General features: G+C 36.6%; 22 protein-coding genes, 1 pseudogene and 1 other annotated feature. Of the genes and pseudogenes, 21 read left to right on the top strand and 2 right to left on the bottom strand.

Features of this window, described 5'->3' with window-relative positions:
- Positions 1-51: 51 nt before the first annotated feature.
- Together pyk and MKO96_RS26270 are read left to right on the top strand one after the other, a co-directional pair.
- Entirely contained in the window at positions 52-1,809 is a 1,758-nt protein-coding gene (gene pyk, locus MKO96_RS26275; protein ID WP_087982331.1) for a pyruvate kinase, read from the top strand.
- Positions 1,810-2,004: 195 nt separating this feature from the next.
- Positions 2,005-2,394, top strand: a complete 390-nt coding sequence (locus MKO96_RS26270) for an FxsA family protein (RefSeq protein WP_087982329.1) — start codon at positions 2,005-2,007, stop codon at positions 2,392-2,394.
- A 634-nt stretch (positions 2,395-3,028) separates the two neighbouring features.
- On the opposite strand, the gene ytvI is transcribed toward MKO96_RS26270, so the two are convergent.
- Positions 3,029-4,147 (bottom strand): sporulation integral membrane protein YtvI, encoded by a 1,119-nt coding sequence (gene ytvI / locus MKO96_RS26265; RefSeq protein ID WP_240589141.1) that lies wholly within the window; start codon positions 4,145-4,147, stop codon positions 3,029-3,031.
- Between the two features lie 421 nt (positions 4,148-4,568).
- Here ytvI and MKO96_RS26260 point away from each other — a divergent pair, with 421 nt between their 5' ends.
- From MKO96_RS26260 to MKO96_RS26240, 5 genes are all read left to right on the top strand, one after another.
- Positions 4,569-5,030: a DUF441 domain-containing protein gene (locus tag MKO96_RS26260; RefSeq protein WP_000625511.1), complete on the top strand. Its 462-nt coding sequence runs from the start codon at positions 4,569-4,571 to the stop codon at positions 5,028-5,030.
- Between the two features lie 386 nt (positions 5,031-5,416).
- A complete protein-coding gene (gene citZ, locus MKO96_RS26255; protein ID WP_240589140.1) occupies positions 5,417-6,565 on the top strand; it encodes a citrate synthase in 1,149 nt (382 codons plus the stop codon).
- 160 nt (positions 6,566-6,725) lie between these two features.
- A complete protein-coding gene (gene icd / locus MKO96_RS26250) occupies positions 6,726-8,018 on the top strand; it encodes an NADP-dependent isocitrate dehydrogenase (RefSeq protein ID WP_048562141.1) in 1,293 nt (430 codons plus the stop codon).
- Positions 8,019-8,037: 19 nt separating this feature from the next.
- Positions 8,038-8,976 carry a malate dehydrogenase gene (gene mdh, locus MKO96_RS26245; RefSeq protein WP_000153236.1) on the top strand — a complete coding sequence of 313 codons (939 nt, stop codon included), beginning with the start codon at positions 8,038-8,040 and terminating at the stop codon, positions 8,974-8,976.
- A 216-nt stretch (positions 8,977-9,192) separates the two neighbouring features.
- A complete protein-coding gene (locus MKO96_RS26240) occupies positions 9,193-9,666 on the top strand; it encodes a MaoC family dehydratase (RefSeq protein WP_000914190.1) in 474 nt (157 codons plus the stop codon).
- 57 nt (positions 9,667-9,723) lie between these two features.
- Here MKO96_RS26240 and MKO96_RS29435 read toward each other — a convergent pair whose 3' ends face one another.
- Positions 9,724-9,855, bottom strand: a complete 132-nt coding sequence (locus MKO96_RS29435; protein ID WP_001241581.1) for a hypothetical protein — start codon at positions 9,853-9,855, stop codon at positions 9,724-9,726.
- Between the two features lie 101 nt (positions 9,856-9,956).
- On the opposite strand from MKO96_RS29435, the pseudogene MKO96_RS26235 reads away from it, so the two are divergent.
- From MKO96_RS26235 to thrS, 14 genes and pseudogenes are all read left to right on the top strand, one after another.
- Positions 9,957-10,192, top strand: a pseudogene (locus tag MKO96_RS26235) (hypothetical protein).
- Between the two features lie 159 nt (positions 10,193-10,351).
- Positions 10,352-11,071: a two-component system response regulator PhoP gene (gene phoP / locus MKO96_RS26230; protein ID WP_001065222.1), complete on the top strand. Its 720-nt coding sequence runs from the start codon at positions 10,352-10,354 to the stop codon at positions 11,069-11,071.
- Positions 11,064-12,827 carry a sensory box histidine kinase PhoR gene (phoR, locus tag MKO96_RS26225; RefSeq protein ID WP_001032126.1) on the top strand — a complete coding sequence of 588 codons (1,764 nt, stop codon included), beginning with the start codon at positions 11,064-11,066 and terminating at the stop codon, positions 12,825-12,827. Before phoP ends, phoR begins: the two co-directional genes overlap by 8 nt.
- A 284-nt stretch (positions 12,828-13,111) precedes the next feature.
- Positions 13,112-15,745: a DNA polymerase I gene (gene polA / locus MKO96_RS26220; RefSeq protein WP_140386899.1), complete on the top strand. Its 2,634-nt coding sequence runs from the start codon at positions 13,112-13,114 to the stop codon at positions 15,743-15,745.
- A 12-nt stretch (positions 15,746-15,757) separates the two neighbouring features.
- Positions 15,758-16,588 carry a DNA-formamidopyrimidine glycosylase gene (mutM, locus tag MKO96_RS26215; RefSeq protein ID WP_087982317.1) on the top strand — a complete coding sequence of 277 codons (831 nt, stop codon included), beginning with the start codon at positions 15,758-15,760 and terminating at the stop codon, positions 16,586-16,588.
- Positions 16,589-16,660: 72 nt separating this feature from the next.
- Positions 16,661-17,293, top strand: coding sequence for a sporulation membrane protein YtaF (gene ytaF, locus MKO96_RS26210; protein WP_000281739.1), 633 nt, complete (start codon positions 16,661-16,663; stop codon positions 17,291-17,293).
- Positions 17,294-17,347: 54 nt separating this feature from the next.
- Positions 17,348-17,950, top strand: a complete 603-nt coding sequence (gene coaE, locus MKO96_RS26205) for a dephospho-CoA kinase (protein ID WP_240589139.1) — start codon at positions 17,348-17,350, stop codon at positions 17,948-17,950.
- A 109-nt stretch (positions 17,951-18,059) separates the two neighbouring features.
- The gene (locus tag MKO96_RS26200) at positions 18,060-19,088 is read left to right on the top strand and encodes a glyceraldehyde-3-phosphate dehydrogenase (protein ID WP_000198978.1); all 1,029 of its coding nucleotides are present in this window, start codon (positions 18,060-18,062) and stop codon (positions 19,086-19,088) included.
- A 388-nt stretch (positions 19,089-19,476) separates the two neighbouring features.
- Positions 19,477-19,860, top strand: coding sequence for an adenosylmethionine decarboxylase (gene speD / locus MKO96_RS26195; RefSeq protein ID WP_002003660.1), 384 nt, complete (start codon positions 19,477-19,479; stop codon positions 19,858-19,860).
- Positions 19,861-20,144: 284 nt separating this feature from the next.
- Positions 20,145-20,606, top strand: coding sequence for a transcriptional regulator NrdR (nrdR, locus tag MKO96_RS26190; protein WP_001203687.1), 462 nt, complete (start codon positions 20,145-20,147; stop codon positions 20,604-20,606).
- Between the two features lie 152 nt (positions 20,607-20,758).
- On the top strand, positions 20,759-22,165 hold the full coding sequence (locus tag MKO96_RS26185) for a replication initiation and membrane attachment family protein (RefSeq protein ID WP_087982313.1): 1,407 nt from the start codon (positions 20,759-20,761) through the stop codon (positions 22,163-22,165).
- Between the two features lie 33 nt (positions 22,166-22,198).
- The gene (gene dnaI, locus MKO96_RS26180) at positions 22,199-23,137 is read left to right on the top strand and encodes a primosomal protein DnaI (RefSeq protein ID WP_000400114.1); all 939 of its coding nucleotides are present in this window, start codon (positions 22,199-22,201) and stop codon (positions 23,135-23,137) included.
- A gap of 276 nt (positions 23,138-23,413) precedes the next feature.
- Positions 23,414-24,295: a putative sporulation protein YtxC gene (gene ytxC, locus MKO96_RS26175; protein WP_087982311.1), complete on the top strand. Its 882-nt coding sequence runs from the start codon at positions 23,414-23,416 to the stop codon at positions 24,293-24,295.
- Positions 24,296-24,326: 31 nt separating this feature from the next.
- Positions 24,327-24,556: a binding site (T-box leader), on the top strand.
- 48 nt (positions 24,557-24,604) lie between these two features.
- Entirely contained in the window at positions 24,605-26,542 is a 1,938-nt protein-coding gene (gene thrS, locus MKO96_RS26170; protein ID WP_000786074.1) for a threonine--tRNA ligase, read from the top strand.
- The last annotated feature ends 109 nt before the right edge of the window (positions 26,543-26,651 follow it).

The raw sequence follows: 26,651 nt of genomic DNA, 5'->3' as shown, positions 1-26,651 counted from the left end.
GGCTTAATGTCGGATATTTGGGAACGGTTTCATAATTTTCGGAGGTGCAATATGCGTAAAACTAAAATTGTATGTACTATAGGTCCTGCTAGTGAAAGTATTGAGAAATTAGAACAATTAATCGAAGCGGGTATGAACGTTGCTCGTTTAAACTTCTCTCATGGTAGCCATGAAGAGCACGGCGCTCGTATTAAAAACATTCGTGAAGCTTCAAAGAAAACTGGTAAAACAGTTGGTATTTTACTTGATACAAAAGGTCCAGAAATCCGTACTCACGACTTCGTAGACGGACAAGCTGAGCTTGTAACAGGTGCGGAAGTAGTTCTTTCTACTGAGCAAGTATTAGGTACTGCAGAGAAGTTCTCTGTATCTTATGCTGGTCTTTATGACGATGTAGACCCAGGTTCTCGTATTCTAATCGATGACGGTCTTATTGAACTAGAAGTAATCGAAAAAGCTGACGGAAACATCCGTACAAAAGTTTTAAACAGCGGAACTGTAAAAAATAAAAAAGGTGTTAACGTACCAAACGTAAGCATTAAGCTTCCTGGTATCACTGAAAAAGACGTAAAAGATATCGTTTTCGGTATCGAGCAAAAAGTTGATTTCATCGCAGCTTCATTCGTACGTAAAGCATCTGACGTATTAGAAATCCGTGAATTATTAGAAGGGCATAACGCTCAATACATCCAAATCGTACCAAAAATCGAAAACCAAGAGGGTATCGATAACATCGATTCAATCTTAGAAGTTTCTGACGGTTTAATGGTAGCTCGTGGTGATATGGGTGTAGAAATTCCACCAGAAGAAGTACCATTAGTGCAAAAACGTCTAATCAAAAAATGTAACGTGTTAGGTAAACCAGTTATTACTGCGACACAAATGTTAGATTCTATGCAACGTAACCCACGTCCAACTCGTGCGGAAGCAAGTGACGTAGCTAACGCAATCTTCGATGGTACAGATGCAATCATGCTTTCAGGTGAAACAGCTGCTGGTCAATACCCAGTAGAATCAGTAACAATGATGGCTAACATTGCAGTACGTGTTGAAAAATCATTACAATATGAAGATATGTTCAAAAAACGTATTAAAGAGTTCACTCCAACAATTACAGATGCAATTAGCCAATCTGTTGCGCATACAGCGCTTGCTCTTGATGTAGCTGCAATCGTAGCTCCAACAGAAAGTGGACATACTGCGAAAATGATCTCTAAATACCGTCCGAAATCTCCAATCGTAGCTGTAACATCTGACGAGCAAGTAGGACGTCGTCTTGCACTTGTTTGGGGTGTACAAGCATTTATGGCTGGAAAACGTGCAGCGTCTACTGACGAAATGTTAGATACTGCAATTCAAACAGGTATGGATGCAGGTCTAATTGGACTTGGAGACACTGTAGTAATCACTGCTGGTGTTCCAGTTGCTGAAACTGGTACAACAAACTTAATGAAAATCCATGTTGTTGGTGAAGAAGTTGCGAAAGGACAAGGAATCGGTCGTAAAGCTGCAAAAGGTAAAGTAGTTGTAGCGAAAACAGCTGCTGAAGCTGTAGCGAACGTAAACAAAGGTGATATCCTTGTTACAACAAGCACTGATAAAGATATGATTCCTGCAATCGAAAAAGCTGCTGCTCTAGTTGTAGAAGAAGGCGGTCTAACAAGCCACGCGGCTGTTGTAGGTGTATCAATCGGTATTCCTGTTATCGTTGGTGTAAACGGCGTAACAGCAACTTTAAAAAATGGCCAAGAAGTAACAGTTGATGCAGCACGCGGAATTGTTTATAATGGACATGCGGAAGTGCTATAAGTAATACGAAGAGAAGGATCGGAGTCCTTCTCTTTTTTTTACACAAAAACGAGGTGGATCCAGCTTGAAACGCCTGGAATTGCGTTTAGAAGCCGTTTGTTACGAGCTTCAATAGGGAAAGGTGTTTAGTTTTTGTGTAGTGTATATGGGGGCTCTGGGTTCGTTTAAAGTGATGCGTGAGAGGAGTGTAGAACTATGAAATGGTTACTATTCTTGTTTATTTTAATACCGGCGATTGAGATTACAGTCTTAATTGGATCGAGTCATGTAATAGGTTTATGGTCTACGTTCGCCATGATTATATTTACGGGTGTTGTAGGTGTCTATTTGGCGAAAAGACAAGGATTTAAAGTGCTTAGAGAGATTCAATCTAAGTTGAATAGAGGAGAAATGCCAGGAGGAGCGGTACTGGATGGTATTTTTATCTTTGTAGGAGGTATTCTTTTGGTACTTCCTGGATACGTAACGGATATAATAGGTTTGATCTTCGTTATCCCTATGACGAGGGCTTTGTTGAAGCCATTTGTTATGAAGTGGATGGAATGGAAGTTTAGAAAGAGTTCTACTATTATTGTGCAGAAATAGTGCTTAGATTATAGCAATCTAAGCACTATTTTTTTTTTGCCCGCAAAAGGATGGGAGATGGATGAAGTTCTGTTAATTAAAGTTTTGTTGTATCATGCCTTACAATTTGGTGAATGCGAAGGAGTTACGTGGAAATCAGACTGCTCATATAAGTCTGGTTGGTGAAAGTTAATAATCGGTGGTGGGCAAAATCCTTACTAATCGTAGTTTTGCCTTATTATATTTGCTATGTATTTTTCGATTGGATATGTAGGTAGTTCTTACCGAGTATGCTGTAGGGAAATTCATGTGAACTCAAGCTGGTTTTTGCATATAAAAAGAATCAATTGGTATGGAAAAGTTAGATACGAACAGGAAAATTGTTAGTTTAAGTCTTATTTTATACCATTTTGTATATTTATTCATTTACATAAAAAGTAATAAATGTAAGTAATAATTATAAAAATAGTAGAATAAATATGTAAAAATACCTCGGAATATGCGTTTTCTATGCAAAAAAACAAGAGTATTATCCTTTTTCTAGGGGATTCTCTTGTTGTATGTAATGAGTGTGAAAAATAAGTATAAGGAATAATCAGTGGGAAATTCCCACTGATTACATGTAAGTTTTTTGTTGTATATGAATTAGAAACTATTATTTTGAAGGTGAGCCTTTAATATATTTCCACAAATCATGGAATACACGAGCTTTGTGCAATGTATTAAGTAGTACTAAGATGACTGGACCGATGATTAATCCTAAAAAGCCAAAAAGCTTAAAGCCGACAAATAGAGCAATCAGTGTTGCTAATGGATCGAGGCCGATATTAGATGAAAGTACTTTAGGCTCCATAATTTGTCTTTGGACAATCACGACGATGTATAAGATGAGAAGACCGATGGCGAAAGCAGTGTCGCCAGTGAAAAATACGTATATAACCCAAGGAACGAAGACGGCGCCTGTTCCTAAATACGGGAGTAAATCTACAACTCCTGTAATAATCGCGATAGTGATGGCATATGGTACGCGCAATATTAACAGTCCGATTAGTACAATAACAGTTGTCATAGATACGAGTGTAAGTTGCGCTTTAACAAAACCAAATAAAGCTTTTCTTAAATCGACAAAAATAGTTTTTCCATAGCCATGAACACGATTCGGCAAAAATTTTCTTACTTTCTGAGCAAGAAGGTGCCAATCGTAACTAATGAAGAAAGTGGCTAATAAAACGAATACAAGGACAGTTAAAGTTGTTGGTAATGCACTAATGAAATTTGTTAACCCGCTTATAATAGCAGTTAGAAGTTCTTTCATTTGCGTCGTTGCTTCGGTTCCTAAGTTTTGAATGTTTTGTGTAATCGTATAGCGCTGTGGTTCCCCAAGATGATTAAATTTAGAAATTAAATCATCATAGAGAGGCATAATATGATTAAGTGCAAATTGCTCTGCGAATTTAACGATATCCGGAAACTTTACTGTAACAAGTTGTAGTAAGTATGTTGTGGCAGATATTGCTTCCGTTACAAGATATGTAACGAGCCCGACGATAGCTCCGAATACGAGAATTAAGCTAACGAGTACTGCTAGTGCGCGAGGGAATTGTAGTTTTTGATTAAGGAAATTGACGACGGGATTAATCAAATAAGCAAATGCGAAAGCGATAATAAAAGGGTAGATAAGTCCTGACATATATAGTAATGCATAGAACCCGGCTACCGTTGCTACAATGACAAATATGAGTCGCAATATCATATATAGTAAGTTTCGGTTCAAAGATGTATACCTCCCATTCCAATTTGGATTATCCTAATTCGTTCAACTTATAACGAGTGTGCCGCCACTGATTAAAGTTTCACTTTATGTTATAGTGGAATGATGGATTTTCCCTGCTTTTTCAGTACATGAGTGACTGTAAAAGCTTGGTGTTAATGCTTCTACTATATGGTAAAAACTTCATTTTCTCTTCTTTTTATTTTACCTGTTTCTCATTAGAAAAGAAAGGAGAGACAATCGTTTTCAAAATTGTATACATGCTTAAAATTTTGATGATGAAAGTCTCAGTTTGTCATTTTAAAATACATAAAAAATGAAGTGGTTATTGTTGAATATACATCGATATAGCATGTATAACGATAGGTTTAAAGGTATTTTTGTTTGGAAATGAGTTCATTATTTTCAGAAAGGAAGTGCAAACATGATTAGTCAGTCAACGTTATTTTTATTCATACTACTTATTATAGGACTTGTTGCTAAAAACCAATCGCTTACTGTAGCCATTGGTGTGTTATTTTTATTGAAATTTACGTTCCTAGGAGATAAAGTCTTTCCTTATCTACAAACGAAAGGGATTAACCTCGGTGTAACGGTTATTACAATAGCAGTACTCGTACCGATTGCAACGGGGGAAATAGGTTTTAAACAACTTGGAGAAGCGGCGAAATCGTACTATGCATGGATTGCTTTAGCTTCAGGGGTAGCGGTTGCTTTGTTAGCGAAAGGCGGCGTACAATTATTGACGACGGATCCTCATATTACAACTGCGCTCGTTTTCGGGACAATTATAGCGGTTGCTTTATTTAATGGAGTTGCTGTAGGTCCATTAATTGGAGCTGGAATTGCCTATGCAGTTATGAGTATTATACAGATGTTTAAATAAGAAATTTTATAGTAATATAAATTTTTTGAATTCTTTCTGTTCACAAAAGTCAGATAATTGTTTATAATAGGATTAGAAACTTTGAAAAGTTACATAACAGCAGAGACTTTACACCAGATAAAATAAAAACAACATAAAACAATTTTATAATGATATTGTTTTATGTTGTTTTTATCATAAAACTCTTCGGAATTAATTTTCCTCACTAACTTGTTGTTTTGAGCGTGAGGATTCGGGGAGACATTCACGCTCATGCTTTCCATGTAGACAATGGACATAAGAGGGGAACATCGCAACAAATTTGCATGATCGTGCATTTTGCTTGCCTAAAGAGTGAACGGGCGTTCATAATTCAAAAGGGGAGCAAATAGATATAAGGAGCAAGGTTGGGAGAATTTTCAGGAAAAGGAGAGAATGTCATGACTGTTATTCGAGGTTTAGAAGGGGTAGTAGCAACAACGTCATCTGTGAGCTCTATTATTGATGATACATTAACTTATGTTGGGTATGATATTGATGATTTAGCTGAGAATGCTACATTTGAAGAAGTAGTGTACTTATTATGGCATCGCAAGCTTCCTAATGAACAAGAACTAGCGAAATTTAAAGAGACTGTATCGGAATACTATAAAGTTCCAGGTGAGATTTTAACATATTTGAAACAAGTAGATTTAAAAATCGCACATCCGATGTCTGTTTTACGAACTGCAATTTCCATGCTATCATTATACGATGAGAGCGCTGAAATTATGGATGAAAACTCCAATTATTTGAAAGCGGTTAAATTGCAGGCTCAAGTGGGAACTTTAGTTGCTGCCTATGCAAGAATTCGTAAAGGTTTAGATGTTGTTGAGCCTAGAAACGATTTATCATTAGCTGCAAACTTCTTGTACATGTTAAATGATCGCGAGCCAAATGAAGTTGAAATTGAAGCTTTTGATAAGGCGCTTGTACTTCACGCAGATCATGAGTTAAACGCTTCTACATTTACTGCACGTGTTTGTGTAGCTACACTTTCAGATGTATATTCTGGTATTACAGCAGCAATCGGTGCGTTAAAAGGTCCTCTTCACGGCGGGGCAAATGAAAATGTAATGAAGATGCTAACTGAAATTGGCGAAGAAGAAAATGTAGAATCATATATTCATAATGCTCTTCAAAATAAAGTGAAAATCATGGGCTTTGGCCACCGTGTATATGAGCAGGGTGATCCGCGTGCAAAACATTTACGCGAAATGTCTAAGAGATTATGCGTGCTTTTAGGAGAAGACAAATGGTATAATATGTCTATCAAAATTGAAGACATTGTAACAAAAGAAAAAGGTCTTCCACCAAATGTTGATTTCTATTCAGCTTCTGTATACCATTGTTTAGGAATTGACCATGACTTATTTACACCTATCTTTGCAATTAGCCGTATGTCAGGCTGGTTAGCTCATATTCTAGAACAATATGAAAACAACCGTTTAATCCGTCCGCGTGCTGATTATAATGGACCAACACATCAAGTGTACGTTCCAATTGCACAACGATAAGCGAAAAACACTATTTTGATAGTGAAAATACGCTTTCAAAAGTCTGATTTTTTAGGGAAGACGTAATGATTAGAATATTTTAATTTAAATAACGGTTTGAACTGAGGGGTTATTCCCTCAGTTTCATACATATGAAATTTCAAACATGGGGGTTATCACATTGACGACAGGTGAAAAAATTACTGTAACTAATGGTGTTATGAATGTACCAAACAATCCGATTATTCCATTTATCGAAGGAGATGGAATTGGTCCTGATATTTGGGCAGCTGCATCTCGTGTACTAGAAGCAGCAGTTGAAAAAGCTTATGATGGTGAGAAGAAAATCGTTTGGAAAGAAGTGCTTGCAGGGGAAAAAGCATTCAACCAAACAGGCGAGTGGTTACCAGAAGAAACTTTAAATTTAATCCGTGAATATTTAATCGCGATTAAAGGTCCACTTACAACTCCAGTTGGCGGTGGTATTCGTTCTCTAAACGTAGCACTTCGTCAAGAATTAGATTTATATGTATGTCTACGTCCAGTTCGTTATTTTGATGGTGTTCCTTCACCTGTAAAACGTCCGGAAGATACTGATATGGTTATTTTCCGTGAGAATACAGAAGACATTTATGCTGGAATTGAATATGCACAAGGATCTCCAGAAGCAGAAAAAGTTCTTGCTTTCTTAAAAGAAGCAATGGGTGTTAATAAAATCCGCTTCCCAGAAACATCTGGTATTGGTATTAAACCAATCTCAGAAGAAGGGACAAAGCGTCTTGTTCGTGCTGCAATTCAATATGCAATTAACGAAAAACGTTCTTCTGTTACATTAGTTCATAAAGGAAACATTATGAAATTTACAGAAGGTGCTTTCAAAAACTGGGGTTACGAAGTAGCGGAACAAGAATTCGGCGACAAAGTATTTACTTGGGCTGAATATGACCGTATCGTTGAGAAAGATGGTAAAGATGCAGCGAATAAAGCGATGGCAGATGCTGAAGTGGCTGGAAAAATCATCGTAAAAGATTCTATTGCAGACATCTTCTTACAACAAATTTTAACTCGTCCACGTGAGTTCGACGTTGTTGCAACAATGAACTTAAACGGAGACTACATCTCTGATGCACTTGCTGCACAAGTAGGTGGAATTGGTATTGCACCTGGTGCAAACATTAACTATGTGACTGGACATGCTATCTTTGAAGCTACACATGGTACAGCTCCAAAATATGCAGGTTTAGACAAAGTAAACCCATCTTCAGTTCTTCTTTCTGGTGTATTATTATTAGAGCACTTAGGATGGAACGAAGCTGCGCAATTAGTAACTGCTTCTGTTGAGAACACAATTGCTTCAAAAGTAGTAACTTATGATTTCGCACGCTTAATGGAAGGTGCAACAGAAGTGAAATGTTCTGAGTTCGCTAATGAACTTATTAAAAACATGGATGTAGCGATAATCAAAAACGCATAATTAAAGCGGGGGGTAAATTATGACAATCAAACGCAAGAAAGTTTCAGTCATCGGTGCAGGATTTACAGGAGCAACAACAGCATTCTTACTAGCGCAAAAAGAACTTGCAGATGTTGTATTAGTGGACATTCCACAACTGGAAAATCCAACAAAAGGGAAAGCGTTAGATATGTTAGAAGCGAGCCCAGTACAAGGTTTTGATGCTAACATTATTGGAACATCTGATTACGCAGATACTGCTGATTCTGACGTTGTCGTTATTACAGCAGGTATTGCACGTAAGCCTGGTATGAGCCGTGATGACTTAGTAGCAACAAACTCTAAAATTATGAAAAGTATTACGCGCGACATTGCAAAACATTCACCAAATGCGATTATTGTTGTATTAACAAATCCAGTTGATGCAATGACATATTCTGTATTTAAAGAAGCAGGATTCCCGAAAGAGCGTGTTATCGGTCAATCGGGCGTATTAGATACAGCTCGTTTCCGTACATTTATTGCACAAGAATTAAATCTTTCTGTGAAAGACATTACAGGATTTGTTCTTGGTGGACACGGTGACGATATGGTACCTCTTGTACGTTATTCTTATGCAGGTGGCATTCCGTTAGAAACGTTAATTCCGAAAGAGCGTTTAGAAGCAATCGTAGAACGTACCCGTAAAGGTGGCGGCGAGATTGTAGGCTTATTAGGAAACGGTAGTGCATATTACGCACCAGCTGCTTCTTTAGTTGAAATGACAGAAGCAATCTTAAAAGATCAACGCCGTGTATTACCAGCTATTGCGTACCTTGAAGGTGAATATGGTTATAGCGACCTTTACTTAGGGGTACCAGTAATTCTAGGTGGTAACGGAATTGAAAAAATTATTGAGTTAGAACTTCTTACAGATGAAAGAGAAGCGTTAGATCGCTCTGTAGAATCTGTACGTAATGTTATGAAGGTTCTTGTTTAATAATTAAATATAAGCGGAAAAAGATTCGGGGCCCCGAATCTTTTTCTACTATTTATTCAAATGTTTTTTTGAAATAATATGAAAACGCTATCATTTGGTGTATCCTATAATGAAACTATAGATTTATACTATACATTGCCCTCATCATAGTAAATTTCGGATAAGGTATCGCTATTAGTAGGATAATAAGGTGAAAAAATCGGAGGGGGTTGTAACATGTTAAAGAAAAAAGTTCAAATTGGTCGTAGAATGGATGAAATTACAGTAGGAGAGAAATTATCTATCACTGAAAAAATTGAGGATAAAGATTTGTTATTGTACTTAGGGTTAACGAATGATGCCAATCCATTATATATTCAGCATGATTACGCATCCCAAACTCCGTATGAAAAGCCGATTGTACCAAGCATTATGCTAACTGGAATGATTACAACGGCAGTTACGAAATATTTACCAGGTCCAGGCAGTCATATTACTAGGAAGGACCTTACGTTCGTGAAGCATGTTCACCATTATGAAACGTTACAAATCCACTTTGAAGTTGTGGCTGTTTCTGAGGAGGAACATACAATTGATATGCTTGTATCTGCTCATGATGAAAAAGGAGAAACGGTTGTAAAAGGTTCCTTAACAGTAACACCGCCTTTTAAATCGGTTTCTATTATGGAAAAAGCATTAGATAATTTTTAAAACATGAAAATATGAATAGCGCTAGCATACCTTTCTATAAGGGGGCTAGCGCTATTTTTAGTTGAAGAATCCTTGTGTGAATCCTTCGGCGAAATCGGAACAACCTGTTTTAATCGTGTCCCAGCTTGGGGCGTTGAATGTAAGAATGCACGTTACTATTAAAGATAGAATAGGTAGCACTAGTCGCATAATAGAGTCTCCTTATCTTTTATATTAGGATTTCTAGATTAACAATATTTACTATATCGTGATTTGATAATTGAAGTCAATTGAAGGAGTGGTTTTTTAAGATGAGATGGAAAAGAGAAGACGTTATCTTTGAAACGATAAGAGAAGCTGAAGTGTGGGCAGACGGGGTCGCGAATGAAATGTACGGAAGAGTATTTAATGGATATGAAACACTAGACTATAAAATAGCGTATGCTCTAGCGTTTTTTTAGCACAAAATCGAGAATTTAATATTTATACGAATGTTGAGTTTAATAACGATATAGAAGTGTATAAAGTATGGATAACAACAAGTTAATTAAGCCGAGTGGAATTGTTTTTAGGAATAATGTTAGTACAAATGAGCTCCATGTATAGACAATTATATTGAGAGGGACCTTGTTTTCTAGTATGATGAGAATAACGGGGAAAATACTAGGATGAAGAAGGTTTCAAGTCTATAACTTGGAGGAAAAGAATGAACAATCGTATTTTAGTAGTTGATGATGAGGAATTTATCTTAACTTTAATTGAATTTAATCTACAACAAGCTGGGTTTGAAGTGATAACAGCGATGGATGGAGAAATGGCGCTTCAAAAAGCGACAACAGAACGCCCAGATTTAATTATATTAGATTTAATGCTTCCGAAAATGGATGGTATGGAAGTGTGTAAAGAATTACGATTGCAGCGCGTTATGACGCCTATTTTAATGTTAACAGCAAAAGATGATGAATTTGATAAGGTGCTAGGTCTTGAACTTGGGGCAGATGATTATATGACGAAGCCATTTAGCCCAAGGGAAGTTGTTGCGCGTGTGAAGGCAATTCTGCGCCGCACGAAATTACAACAAGAAGAACAAGTGAAAGAAGCGTCAGATGAAGAGAGCATCACAATTGCTGAACTTAAAATTTTGCCGGAATTTTATGAGGCTTATTTCCAAGGAAGAAAGCTTGAATTAACACCAAAAGAATTTGAACTACTTGTTTATCTTGCGAAAAATAAAAGTCGCGTGTTGACACGTGATCAATTATTAAGTGCTGTATGGAACTATGATTTTGCTGGTGATACACGAATTGTTGACGTTCATATTAGCCATTTGCGCGATAAAATTGAACAAAATACGAAAAAACCGACGTACATTAAAACGATACGTGGTTTAGGATATAAATTAGAGGAGCCAAAAGGGGATGAATAAATTTCGTTCCAGGCTTCTTTTTACATTTGTTTCTCTTATTGTTTTTATTTTAGTTGGACTAGGTTTATTACTGGAAACCGTGTTTGAAAACTACTATATAGATCATGCCAAAGAGAGAATGGTAAAAGAGACAGAGTATGTTGCGGTATTAGCAGAAGAACAGGGTTTTGATGATGTTTTAAAAAATCCATATGTATTTGAAAAGTTAGAAGAAAAAATACAGGCTTCTATTGCATTTGTAGATGAAAAAAAGAAAGTTCAATATAGCGGAGGAGAACAGTCTGCTTTTAGCCAAGGAATAATTAAAGAACTTACTTCTGAAACAACGAAACAAAGAAATAAAGTCATTACGAAAGAAACAGAGCAGAATAATGAATTTTACCATGCGGTGTTCGTTCAAGATGTAGCAGGAAAACAAGGGTACATTTTGGTGAAAAGTACAATTGAGCCTTTGAAATCTGTTCATCAAAAAACGTGGGGATTATTAATTATCGGATTTGTTATCGCTTGTCTCGTAGTCGTATTTTTAGGTATGAAAATTACAGGGCAATATATTAGGCCGATTGAATCCGTTACGAAAGTTGCTATCGAATTAGCGAAGGGAAATTATAAAGCACGCGCTTATGAAAGTCATTCGGATGAAACGGGAATGCTGAGTAAAGCGATTAATATTTTAGCCCGTAATTTACAAGAGATGACACTTGAGCAAGAAATGCAACAAGATCGTCTGCATACGTTAATTGAAAATATGGGAAGCGGAATGATTTTAATTGATAGCCGCGGTTATATAAACCTTGTAAACCGTTCTTATAAGGAGACTTTCCACGTAACAGATGAAGAATATTTAGATCGTTTATATTATGAGTCGTTTCATCATACAGAAATTATAGAGCTCGTGGAAGAAATCTTTATGACAGAAGTGAAAGTGCGTAAACAAATGTTGCTGCCGCTTGGAATTGAGCGAAAGCATTTCGAAGTATATGGAGCACCGATTATCGGGACGAACCATGAATGGAAAGGGATTGTCCTTGTATTCCATGACATTACTGAGCTAAAGAAATTAGAACAAATGAGAAAAGACTTTTTAGCGAATGTTTCTCATGAACTAAAGACACCGATTACTTCTATTAAAGGTTTTTCAGAAACGCTCTTGGATGGAGCGATGGATAATAAAAAATTCTGCGAACATTTCTTGCACATTATTTTAAAAGAAAGTGAACGCATGCAAGGGTTAATTGAAGATTTATTAGATTTATCAAAGATTGAGCAACAAGGATTTAAATTGAGTATGGGGACCGTTGATATGAAGGGACTTCTTGAAGACATTCATATGGTGCTTGATAACAAAGCAGGAGAAAAAGAAATTTCTTTACAAGTAAATGCGCTAAAAGGAGTCTCGGTCATTGGAGATCCAAGTCGTTTAAAGCAAATCTTTATTAATTTAATGAATAACGCAATCGTATATACGCCGGCTGGAGGCGTTGTTTCTGTAGAATTAGCAGAAGATAAATATAATGCTTATATAAAAGTATCAGATACGGGGATTGGTATTAGTAAAGATGAAATTCCGCGTATTTTTGAACGCTTTTACCGAGTGGATAAAGCGAGAAGTAGAAATACTGGTGGTACAGGCCTTGGATTATCGATTGTAAAGCATTTAGTTGAGGCACATCACGGTACGATTACAGTGGATAGTGAAGTTGGGGAAGGGACAACATTTACAGTTGTTTTACCAAAATCAGCAACTGAAAAATAGGATGAAGGATGTTTACAATATATTAACAATGGCTTAATTAAATATTAATAAAGGTCTGTTAATATAATACATGAAAACCCCTTCATCCAAGGAGTAATTTTGGACGAGAATAGTTATGCTGTTCTCGTCACTTCCCTTTTATGTTAGTAAACGTTTGTATATATGATAGAAAATAGCCGTTATTTTTCTTCTCTCTATTAGTCATGTTAATATAGAGAGAGGAAAGGAACGGTTTTTTTTCTGTGAAAAAAATCATTTCAAATTTGTATGGGGAGGTTTCTGGTTTGGAAAAAAAGGTCGTATTAGTAGATGGTAATAATATCGCGTATCGTGCTTTCTTTGCACTACCGCTTTTAAATAACGACAAAGGTATACATACGAACGCAATTTACGGTTTTACAATGATGTTAATGAGAATATTAGAGGAAGAAAAACCAACGCATATGTTAGTAGCGTTTGATGCGGGTAAAACGACATTCCGTCATAAAACGTATAGTGAGTATAAAGGAGGACGTCAAAAGACTCCACCTGAATTATCAGAGCAATTCCCGTTTATTCGTGAGATGCTTGATGCATTCAACGTACCGCGTTATGAATTAGAAAATTATGAAGCGGATGACATTATGGGGACGTTAGCGAAAGAAGCGAGTGAACAAGGGTTTCATGTAAAAGTTATTTCAGGAGATAAAGACTTACTGCAACTTGTTTCAGATAATACACTCGTATGTATTCCACGCAAAGGGATTACAGAAGTGGATGAATATACGAAAGAAGCTTTATTTGAGAAATACAGCTTATCACCAAAGCAAATTATCGATATGAAAGGTTTAATGGGAGACCAGTCAGATAATATTCCAGGTGTACCAGGAGTTGGTGAAAAAACTGCGATTAAATTGTTAACACAGTTTGAAACGGTCGAGGCAGTGTATGAAAATATAGATCAAGTAAGCGGGAAGAAATTAAAAGAAAAGCTAGAAGCAAATAAAGATCAAGCTCTTATGAGTAAAGATCTTGCAACTATTATTACAGATGCACCGATTACAGTGCATGTGGATGATATGGAGTATAAAGGGTATGAAGCAAGTGATGTGATTCCGATGTTCGAGAATTTAGGATTTACATCCCTCTTAAATAAATTAGGTGTTACGCCAGAAGAAACGACTCCAGCTGAATTAGATGATATTACATTTGATATTGTGGAAGAAGTTACAGAAGAAATGCTTCAGCAAGATAGTGCGCTTATCGTTGAAGTACAAGAAGATAACTATCATAGAGCGGACATTCAAGGTTTTGGTATTCAAAATGAAAATGGCTGTTACTTTATTCAAACAGACATTGCTCTTAAGTCAGACGCTTTTAAAGAGTGGCTTGCAGATGGAGAAATGAGAAAGCATACATTTGATGCGAAGCGCGCAATCGTTGCACTTAAATGGAACGGGATAGATATGCAAGGGATTGACTTTGATCTATTAATCGCTGCTTATTTACTTGACCCGGCTGATACGGATAAAGATTTCCGTACTGTAGCAAAAATGAAAGAAACACATGCTGTGAAATCCGACGAAGAAGTTTATGGAAAAGGTGCGAAGCGTGCTGTTCCAGAGCTAGAAGTAGTAGCGGAGCATGTAGCTCGTAAAGTGCACGTATTATATGATGTAAAGCAAACATTCGTAGAAGAGTTACAAAAGAATGAGCAATATGAACTGTTTACAGAGTTAGAATTACCACTTGCGCGTGTATTAGCTGATATGGAAGTAAAAGGTGTCAAAGTTGATACGGAGCGTCTTCGTAATATGGGAGAAGAACTTGCAGGTAGATTAAAGGAAATGGAACAGGAAATTTATAAGCTTGCGGGAACAGAATTTAATATTAATTCACCGAAGCAGCTTGGTGTTATTCTATTTGAGAACTTAAACTTACCAGTTATTAAAAAGACGAAAACAGGTTATTCTACGTCAGCTGATGTACTAGAAAAGCTTATGGATCGTCATGAAATCATTCCAAACATTTTACATTATCGTCAATTAGGGAAACTAAATTCAACTTATATTGAAGGTTTATTAAAAGTTGTACATGAAGATTCATCTAAAATCCATACTCGTTTCAATCAAGTATTAACGCAAACAGGTCGATTAAGTTCAACGGATCCGAACTTGCAAAATATCCCGATTCGATTAGAAGAAGGAAGAAAGATTCGTCAGGCATTTGTTCCATCAGAAGAAGGATGGATTATGTACGCGGCAGATTATTCACAAATTGAACTTCGCGTATTAGCTCATATTGCAAATGATAAAGGGCTAGTTGACGCGTTCCAACATGATATGGATATTCATACGAAAACAGCGATGGATGTATTTGGCGTTGAAAAAGATGAAGTAACTTCAAATATGAGACGACAAGCGAAAGCTGTTAACTTCGGAATTGTGTATGGTATTAGTGATTATGGTCTTTCACAAAACTTAGGAATTACAAGAAAAGCAGCAGCGGAATTTATTGAAAAGTATTTAGAAAGCTTCCCTGGTGTACAAGATTACATGAGTGACATCGTAAAAGATGCGAAACAAAAAGGATATGTGGCTACATTATTAAATCGCCGCCGTTATATTCCGGAAATTACGAGTCGTAATTTCAATTTACGTAGCTTTGCTGAGCGTACAGCTATGAATACACCAATTCAAGGTACTGCAGCAGATATTATTAAAAAAGCGATGATTATTATGGCAGATCGTTTAGAAGAAGAAGGATTACAAGCTCGTCTTCTTCTGCAAGTACACGATGAATTGATATTTGAAGCACCACAAGAAGAAATTGAAAAATTAGAGAAGCTTGTACCAGAAGTAATGGAGCATGCAATTGAACTCGCAGTTCCGCTGAAAGTTGATTATTCTTACGGTCCAACTTGGTACGACGCAAAATAAGGAAGTGATGAAATGCCTGAATTACCAGAGGTTGAAAACGTCAGACGGACACTTGAAAATCTTGTGACAGGAAAAACAATTGAAGATGTCATTGTTACTTATCCGAAAATAGTAAAACGACCGGATGATGCAGAAATTTTTAAAGAAATGCTAAGAGGCGAGAAGATTGAAAGTATAAAGCGAAGAGGAAAGTTTTTACTTTTATATGTAACGAATTATGTTATTGTTTCACACTTACGTATGGAAGGTAAGTTTTTACTGCATCAAGAGGGTGAACTAATTGATAAGCATACGCACGTCCGTTTCTTATTTACAGATGGAACTGAATTACATTATAAAGATGTGAGAAAGTTTGGTACGATGCATCTCTTTAAGAAAGGTGAAGAATTGAATCAAATGCCTCTTGCTGACTTAGGTCCGGAGCCGTTTGATGCTGAATTGACACCGCAGTATTTACAAGAAAGATTGCAAAAGACCAATCGTAAAATAAAAGTCGTATTATTAGACCAGCGTCTTTTAGTAGGGCTTGGAAATATATATGTAGATGAAGTTTTATTCCGTTCTCAAATTCATCCGGAACGAGAAGCTTCGTCTTTAACAGCAGAAGAAATTGAACGAATTTATGAGGCGACTGTTACAACGTTAGGCGAAGCAGTGAAGCGTGGCGGAAGTACAATTCGAACGTATATCAACTCGCAAGGGCAAATTGGTTCGTTCCAAGAACTTCTAAATGTATATGGAAAAAAGGGAGAACCGTGTGTAACTTGCGGTACGATATTAGAAAAAACAGTTGTTGGCGGAAGAGGAACGCATTACTGCCCGATTTGTCAGCCAAGAATATAGAAAAGAGATAACATCGGATAGGCATTTGTCATATACATACAGCAGGGCTATGTATAAGGGAGGAGCTTACCGATGTACCTTTATTTATCTCTTATTTTATTAGCTTTTACATTAAGCTTAGATAGCTGTAGTGTAGGGCTAACATATGGTTTAAGAAGCGTAAGAATTCCACTAAGATCAATTATAATTATCGGAATGTGTTCAGCGGCTGTTATGCTTGTTTCAATGGGAATTGGACATATGATCGCGAAAATATTTTCACCTGTTATCGCAACGCGTATCGGTGGGCTTGTTCTTATTGGAATAGGAATTTGGGTATTATACCAATTTTTTCGAAGTGAGAAAAAAGAAGAACCAAAGCAAGAGGAGAAGGTTTGGAAATTAGAAATTGCTTCGCTCGGGCTAGTGATTCAAATTTTACGGAAACCGACTGTTGCAGATTTTGATAAATCAGGCACCATTTCTGCAGGAGAAGCGTTACTTCTTGGTATCGCTCTTTCTATAGATTCGTTCGGTGCTGGAATTGGTGCATCTTTATTAGGGTATGCGCCCGCTATGATGGCAATATTGGTTGCGGTTATGAGTTCTTTGTTTTTATTTATTGGAATGAAACTTGGAACGGTTTTATCGAATATGAAATGGTTACAAAAATTTACATTCCTGCCTGGGGTATTACTCATTATTATTGGAATTTGGAAAATGTAAGTATGGGCGTGGAACATTAGTTTCGCGCCTTTTATTATGAGGAGGAGAAGTATTATGACAGTGGTAATTGGATTAACGGGAGGCATTGCAAGTGGAAAAAGTACAGTGTCTCAAATGTTTCGTGAACTGAGTATACCAGTTATTGATGCAGATATTATCGCGCGAGAAGTTGTAGAGCGAGGGAAACCAGCATATAACAAAATAGTAGAAGTGTTTGGAACGGAAGTATTACAAGAAGATGGAGAACTGGATCGTCCAAAATTAGGAAGTGTCGTTTTCTATAATGAAGAAAAACGATTGCAGTTAAATAAAATTGTTCATCCTGCAGTGCGTGAGGAAATGAATAAACAAAAGGAAATGTACATAAATGAAGGTATGCAAGCGGTTGTGTTAGATATTCCTCTCTTATTTGAAAGCAAATTAACAAGTCTCGTTGACCGTGTTTTAGTTGTAGCAGTTAAGCCACATATGCAATTAGAGCGTTTAATGAAACGAAATAATTTTTTAGAAGAAGAAGCAAAAGCTCGTATTCAATCTCAAATGCCGTTAGAAGAAAAAGTGAAGAATGCAGATGAAGTGATCAATAATGATGGCACAATTATGGGAACGAAAACACAATTACAGGTGATTTTAAAGAATTGGAACATTATTGACTAAAAAATTGTGAAATTAATGAAAATGCTTAGTGACATATCCCCTTTTTGTGTTATACTATTATTGGGATTGGAGATAAATAGTATAACGCATTCAAGGGGGATAACATATTATGACTCGTGTGGCAATTAATGGATTTGGACGTATTGGGAGAATGGTATTTCGTCAGGCAATAAAAGAAAGCGCATTCGAAATTGTAGCAATCAATGCAAGCTATCCATCTGAAACGTTAGCACATTTAATTAAATATGATACAGTTCACGGCAAGTTTGACGGAACAGTAGAAGCATTTGAAGATCACTTATTAGTTGATGGGAAAATGATTCGCCTTTTAAACAACCGCGATCCAAAGGAATTGCCTTGGACAGATCTAGGTGTTGAAGTTGTAATTGAAGCAACTGGTAAATTTAATTCAAAAGAAAAAGCAATTCTTCATGTTGAAGCTGGAGCGAAAAAAGTTATTTTAACAGCGCCTGGTAAAAATGAAGATGTAACAATTGTAGTTGGTGTGAACGAAGACCAATTAGATATTACAAAACATACTGTTATTTCAAATGCATCTTGCACAACAAACTGTTTAGCGCCTGTTGTTAAGGTGTTAGATGAGCAGTTTGGAATTGAAAACGGTTTAATGACAACTGTTCATGCTTATACAAATGACCAAAAAAATATTGATAACCCACATAAAGATTTAAGAAGAGCACGTGCTTGCGGACAATCGATCATTCCGACAACGACAGGTGCCGCGAAAGCGCTTGCAAAAGTTCTTCCGCACTTAAACGGAAAACTTCATGGTATGGCACTTCGTGTACCAACGCCAAACGTGTCTCTTGTTGACTTAGTAGTAGATGTAAAGCGTGATGTGACAGTTGAAGCTATTAATGAAGCATTCAAAACTGTTGCAAACGGTGCGTTAAAAGGCATTGTAGAATTCAGCGAAGAGCCTTTAGTATCTATTGACTTTAATACAAATACACACTCAGCTATTATTGATGGTTTATCTACAATGGTAATGGGTGATCGTAAAGTGAAAGTACTTGCTTGGTATGATAACGAGTGGGGCTACTCTCGTCGTGTTGTAGATCTTGTAACGTTAGTTGTTGACGAATTAGCGAAACAAAAAAATGTGCAACATATTTAAGTGAATAAGGGAGAGGGCAAGTGGATATTTGCCTTCTTTTTTTTATTTTTTTCTGAAAAGGAAAAAAATTATATAAGTATATTTTTGAAAGTGGACATACCACGAAACGTTGTGATTACTGTATTTGTGAATCGTTTATTTTTTTTAGGGAAAAGTAAAGAGGAAAATATGACAGAAAATCGAAAAAACTGTTGTTGCAAAATGAAAATAAACAAAGTATACTAACACTCGTAAACTTAAGAGCTGAGGTACGTAGTCACTACTTAAAGGGTTAGGACCTCTCTGGACTAACTTTCCCCCGTGGTAGTGGAGCAAGCCAAATTGCAAATTAGTTTTCAATTCGAACAGTTAGAATAAATTTACAAGGGGGAACTGTAGAATGGATACTATGGATACGATGGGTCGTCACGTAATCGCTGAACTTTGGGATTGTGATTTCGACAAGCTTAATGACATGCCGTATATTGAACAATTATTTGTGGATGCAGCACTGAGAGCCGGTGCTGAAGTGCGTGAGGTTGCTTTCCATAAATTTGCACCACAAGGTGTAAGTGGAGTAGTAATTATCTCGGAATCACATTTAACAATTCATAGCTTTCCGGAGCACGGTTACGCAAGTATTGATGTTTATACTTGTGGGGATCGTATTGATCCAAATGTTGCTGCAGAATATATTGCAGAAGGTTTAAACGCGAAAACGCGTGAGAGCATCGAGCTTCCTCGAGGCACTGGTAGCTTCGAAATTAAGCAGAGAGAAACAAAAGCTCTTTAAAAAAGAACATAATTGATTTAAAATGTAAAGAGGTGTATAATGCACCTCTTTTTTAGTTTATAAAAAAGGAAAAATATAACGTACTCGTTAGTTAATAAATTGAGCTCTTATGAATAAGTTAGCACCACATCTACCATCTTATTTTTGAAAACGAGATGATAAAATAATGTGCTTAAACTTAAAGTGGTAAGAGAGTTAGAATGAGTTATATAATATTGTATATATATTGTCAGATGAAGTAAGTAGAGAAAAAATAAAGAGTATAGTGTAAAGGAGTGAATATATTGCGTTGTCCATCCTGTTCTCATAATGGTACAAGAGTGTTAGATTCGCGTCCGGTAGACGAGGGGCGCTCTATTCGAAGAAGGAGAGAGTGTGAAAGTTGTTTAAGTCGCTTTACGACATTTGAAAGAGTAGAAGAGTCACCTCTTATCGTTGTAAAAAAAGAAGGCACACGAGAAGAGTTTAATAAAGAAAAGATTTTGCGCGGCTTAATTAAAGCGTGCGAAAAAAGACCAGTATCTTTAAGACAATTAGAAGAAGTAACTCAAAGTGTGGAACGTGAACTTCGTAATTTAGGTATATCAGAAGTGAAAAGTGATATGATTGGTGAAATTGTTATGGAAGAACTGCGTGATATTGATGATGTTGCTTACGTGCGTTTTGCTTCTGTATATCGCCAATTTAAAGATTTAAATGTATTTATTGAAGAATTAAAAGATATACTGCAAAAAGAAAGAGAGTAGAAGCTGTATTTTATTCTCTTTACATACCGTAAGTAATGAGATAAGAGAGCTAGAAGCGAAAGCTAATAGCTCTTTTTCGCTAAGGAATTATATAATGAAGATAGAACGAATGAAGTAGAGGATAGATTGGATGAGAGAAAGGAAAAGCAAGAATGGAAAAACAGTCATGGATGGAGCTATTGCCAATTGATCGTTATAAAGTAAGTGCGAAAGGGTTACTGCATAATTACGACCGAAAAGTGTTAACGATGTTGTATCAGCCGTTAGTAGGTAGTAGAGCTTTTAGCTTGTACATGACGCTATGGGGAGAGTTAGAGCAAGATCGTGTGTTTGGAAAAGAGAATACACATCATTCCCTTATGGTGACCATGCAAATGCAGCTTCCCGAAATATATGAGGAACGAGTAAAGTTAGAGGCAATTGGGCTTTTGAAGGTATATATTAAGAAAGAAAAAGATATTCGAATGTTTATATACGAATTGCAACCACCTTTATCTCCGAAGCAATTTTTTGATGATATTGTGTTAAGCATCTTTTTATACAATCGATTGAGTAGGACAAAATATAATCAAGTAAAGCAATATTTCTTAGAAGAAGAATTTGATTTTGTTTCTTATGAGAATGTTACGCGTTCTTTCAATGATGTGTTTGGTTCGTTTAATCCAGGACAGCTTGAGCATGCGCAAGAAGATCTTCGTATTCCAAAAACGACAGTTATGCCAAGTAACGAGAAGGGAGACGCTCCGAAAGTTTGGAATGATTTCTTTGATTTCTCCTTATTTGTAGATGGCTTGTCCGCTCTTGTCCCTAAAAAGGCGATTACAGATCAAGTGCGGGAATGTGTCATTACACTTGCTTACGTGTACGATGTAGATGTGTTATCGATGCAAAATATCGTTCTTGGTACGGTGACAGAGATGCAGACAATTGATATCGAAAGGCTTAGAAAAGGAGCACGTGATTGGTATCAGTTCGAAAACGGTCAAGCGTTACCTGTATTAAGTGAAAGGGTACAGCCTCACGCTGCACGTATGATGAAAGGGAAAGAGCCTTCTACGCAAGAAGAGATGTTAATCAAACAGTTAGAGGAAATCTCACCAAAACAACTATTGAAAGAAATCTCTGGTGGTGCAGAGGCGACAAAGGCTGACTTGCAGATCGTTGAAGATGTAATGATCAATCAAAAATTAACGCCAGGTGTTGTGAATGTACTTATTTATTACGTTATGCTACGCTCAGATATGAAGCTTGCGAAAACGTATGTGGAGAAAATTGCTGGGCATTGGGCACGTAAAAAGGTCGGTACAGTAGCTGAAGCAATGGCGTTAGCGAAAGAAGAAAATCGTCAATATCAAGAATGGGCTGAGACGAAGAAAAAAGGCCGTACGTCGAAGAAAACGATACGAAAAGAAATGGTACCAGATTGGCTGAAAGAAGAGCCGAAAGAACAAGAGAAAGAAACAGTGAAGAAAGATGTAAGTAAGAAAAAAGATGCGAGTACGTTAGATGATGAACGAAAACGACTAGAAGAAGTGTTAAAAAAATATAAGCGTGATTAATAGAAGAGAATGAACGCTCTTTGAGGTGAGAAAATGGAGCATATTCAAAATTCATTTGCAAAGTTAATGGAAAATAAAAATTTTAAAAATAGATATGAAGTATTAAAGGCGGAAGTAATGGCACATCCGCGTGTGAAAGAATTTATAGACGAACATCAAGGTGAAGTAACAACTTCTATGATTGAGCGCAGCCTTGTGAAGTTATACGAATATATTGGACAAAGTGTAGGTTGCGCAGATTGTCCGGATCTAGGTTCGTGTAAAAATATGCTGCAAGGATATGAGCCAAAGCTCGTTATCCAAGGGAAGATGATTGATATTCAATACGATCGTTGCGTTAGAAAAGTAGCGTATGACGAGAGAAAGAAATATGAAAAACTCGTTCAAAGTGTATATATGCCAACTGACATTTTACAGGCAACGATGGAAAACTTAGATCCTTCAGATTTAGATGCGCGTATTGATGCAATTGGTGCAGCTAATGAATTTTTAAGTACATATGAACCTGGTAAAAAAGTACAAGGTTTATATTTGTACGGTAAATTTGGTGTAGGGAAAACATATTTGTTAGGAGCAATGGCGAATGAACTTGCTCAAAAGAAAATAAGTTCGATGCTCGTATACTTCCCTGAATTTTTACGTGAAATTAAAAGTTCGATTCAAGATAATTCGATTGGGGAAAAGATTGATGCGGTGAAACGCGTACAAGTTTTAATGCTAGATGATATCGGAGCAGAAGCGATGTCAAGCTTTGTGCGTGACGATGTGCTTGGTGCAATTTTGCAATTCCGTATGTTAGAAAACTTACCGACGTTCTTTACGTCTAACTTTGATTTCAAGGAATTGGAACATCATTTAACGTATACACAGCGTGGTGAAGCAGAACAAATGAAAGCAGCACGTATTATGGAACGAATTAAATATTTAGCGAAGCCAATTCCGATTGGCGGGAAAAACCGACGTCATAAGTAAAGAGTAAGCTGAAAAGCTTGCTCTTTTTTCGTTTTGAACATTTTTCAGACTAGGTGAATTGTAAAACGAAAAGTTCTTATGGAAAATTCATTGTAGCTTGTATCATTTTTTTCTCCCTCCCTTAATATATATAAAATTAGCAAGCCATATCGAGTGGATTTTCTAACGATAGGAAATGTAATTCTACTAAGAGTGAACTTCCACGGGACGGACTCTTATAGGATTTGTAACGTATAGATACAATCCTTTAGAGCAGGGATAAAAGGGGGGACAAAAGTGATTGAAATTTGCTTCGAAGAAAAAAATGATGCTATGCATGTATATAGACAACTATTGAAAAGAGCGGAACTGTTATATAAGGAAACGAGTGTGTATTTACAGGAACAAAAAGTGGTGATTCACATACCAGTATGTGAATCGAATTATATTGAAAAGATTTTATTGCCGGTAATGGTATATTTCATTGTGAATGTAAAGCAAAATGAGTGGATTTATACAATCTTAAAAGAGAAGTTTTTTTATGAAGAAGAGGAAGAGTGTCATCAAATATTGCATATGGCACAAGAGATTTTAAAGGGAAGAAGAAAAGAGATTGCTCGAGAATTAACACGTCACGCATTTGAATCATATATTAAATCTTCTTTAAATAACTGGCTTTGTGATCCGCTTTCGTTCTCGTTTTCATCATATGTTCGTTTTCGCCTTCGTACATATAGGGAAATGGTAGCTAAGCTTGCTGAAGTGTCGATTGATGAGTATAAGTTGGAACAAGAATATCAAATGTTTATTGAGACGCTAAGGCAACAAGTGCGTAGCCGAAAATCACGTTTGTCCTGTGTGCATCTTATTTTTGATGAAAGCTTTATTTTCTATGATGATAAAGGTAGACGTTTAAAACAGGAGAAATTGGTCCAATATATAGATGAGGAATTATTAAAGCAAAAGGATGTATATATTGATACGAAAGTAATTGCACCCCTTCTTTCTATTTCGCCGAAAAAAATTTATTTATATACGAAAGAACAAGACCATAATATGATTATTACTTTGCGAAATGTATTTCAAGAACGGGTCCAATTACATGGATTACATGAGTTTGAGCGCAATGTGAAAAATTTAAAAAATAAAGGTAACGCCCTTGATTTTCTAAGTTTTTGAGCATATAATTACCTACATAAATGAAATATATTGAAATGTCATGATGAGGACATGAGTAGTTTTCTACGATTTTCAGAGAGGGAAGCCTTAGGGTGTGAGCTTCCTAGTACGGGATTATTACTTACCACCTCTAAACTTTAGCAGTGAACGGTTTTTTCTAGTAATTGCTAACGGACAACACCGTTATGTTGAACTTGAGCAATTAACAATAATGTTAATTGGAACAAGGGTGGAACCACGAATTCAACACTCGTCCCTTTTTACGGGATGAGTGTTTTTTATTTTGAAAAAAAAGAGGAGTGACCAGTGATGGCAGATGTAGTTAAAATTACTTTCCCTGATGGAGCTGTGAAGGAGTTTCCAAAAGGCGTAACAACTGAAGAAATCGCAGCTTCTATTAGCCCAGGCTTAAAGAAAAAAGCTGTGGCTGGAAAATTAAACGATGAGATGATCGATCTTGTTACACCAATCGAAGAAGATGGTGCAGTTTCTATTATTACATTAGATTCTGAAGATGGCTTATACATTTTACGCCATTCAACAGCCCACCTATTAGCACAAGCGTTAAAACGTTTATATAAAGATGCTAAGCTTGAGCTTGGCATTGGTCCAGTAATTGAAAATGGCTTCTACTACGATATTGATATGGAAGAAGCAATTACAGTTGAAGACTTCAAGAAAATCGAAAAAGAAATGCAAAAAATCGTGAACGAAAACTTAGAAATCGTTCGTCATGAAGTACCACGTGCAGAAGCACTTCGTCGCTTTGAAGAAATCGGCGATGAGTTAAAATTAGATTTAATTAACGATCTTCCAGAGGATGCAGTTATTTCAATCTATGAGCAAGGCGAATTCTTCGACCTTTGCCGTGGTGTTCACCTTCCATCTACAGGGAAAATTAAAGTGTTTAAATTATTAAGCGTTGCGGGTGCTTACTGGCGCGGCGATAGCAATAATAAAATGCTACAACGTATTTACGGTACTGCATTCGTTAAGAAAGCAGAATTAGATGAGCACTTACGTATGCTTGAAGAAGCGAAAGAGCGTGATCACCGTAAATTAGGTAAAGAATTAAAACTATTTACTAATAGCCAAAAAGTAGGACAAGGTTTACCACTTTGGTTACCAAAAGGTGCAACAATCCGCCGTATTATCGAGCGTTACATCGTTGATAAAGAAGCAAGCTTAGGCTATGATCACGTATACACTCCAGTACTAGGAAGCAGAGAGCTTTATGAAACTTCTGGTCACTGGAATCACTACCGTGATGGTATGTTCCCATCAATGGAAATGGATAATGAAGAGTTAGTTCTTCGTCCAATGAACTGCCCTCACCACATGATGGTTTATAAAAATGATATTCACAGCTATCGTGAATTACCAATCCGTATTGCGGAACTTGGAACAATGCACCGCTATGAAATGTCAGGTGCATTATCTGGATTACAACGTGTACGCGGAATGACTTTAAACGATGCGCACATTTTCGTTCGCCCAGATCAAATTAAAGAAGAGCTAAAACGTGTTGTAAACTTAACTCTAGAAGTGTACAAAGATTTCGGTTTAGAGAACTATTCATTCCGTCTATCTTATCGTGACCCAGCTGATACTAAAAAGTACTATGCTGATGATGAGATGTGGGAAAAAGCACAAGGTATGTTAAAAGAAGCTATGGATGAAATGGGTCTTGATTACTATGAAGCTGAAGGTGAAGCGGCATTCTACGGTCCAAAACTTGACGTTCAAGTTCGTACTGCTCTTGGAAAAGACGAAACACTTTCAACTGTACAATTAGACTTCTTACTTCCAGAACGCTTTGAATTATCTTACGTTGGTGAAGACGGTAAACAACATCGTCCAGTTGTAATTCACCGTGGTGTTGTATCAACTATGGAACGTTTCGTAGCCTTCTTAATTGAAGAATACAAAGGTGCATTCCCAACTTGGTTAGCTCCAGTTCAAGCGCAAGTAATTCCAGTTTCTCCGCAAGTACATTTAGACTATGCGAAGAAAGTACAAGATGAATTACGTCGTGCTGGTATCCGTGTTGAATTAGATACTCGTGAAGAGAAAATTGGTTATAAAATCCGTGAAGCACAAATGCAAAAAATTCCGTACATGCTTGTAGTAGGTGACAATGAAGTAACTGAAAATGGCGTAAACGTACGTAAATACGGTGAACAAAAATCAGAAACAATTGCATTAGATGCTTTTGTTGATATGATTAAAGTAGAAGGAAAACGATAAGACAGAGCCGCGGTATACCGCGGCTTTCGTATGTATTATAAAAAAGAAAAACTAGAAAAAATAACCAAACTATACTTATCATAAAAAAGTATTGCAAGTATGTTAGTTG

This window comes from Bacillus sp. ES1-5 (genome assembly GCF_022487605.1).
GTDB lineage: Bacteria > Bacillota > Bacilli > Bacillales > Bacillaceae_G > Bacillus_A > Bacillus_A wiedmannii.
This window is presented reverse-complemented; position numbering and strand designations above follow the sequence as displayed.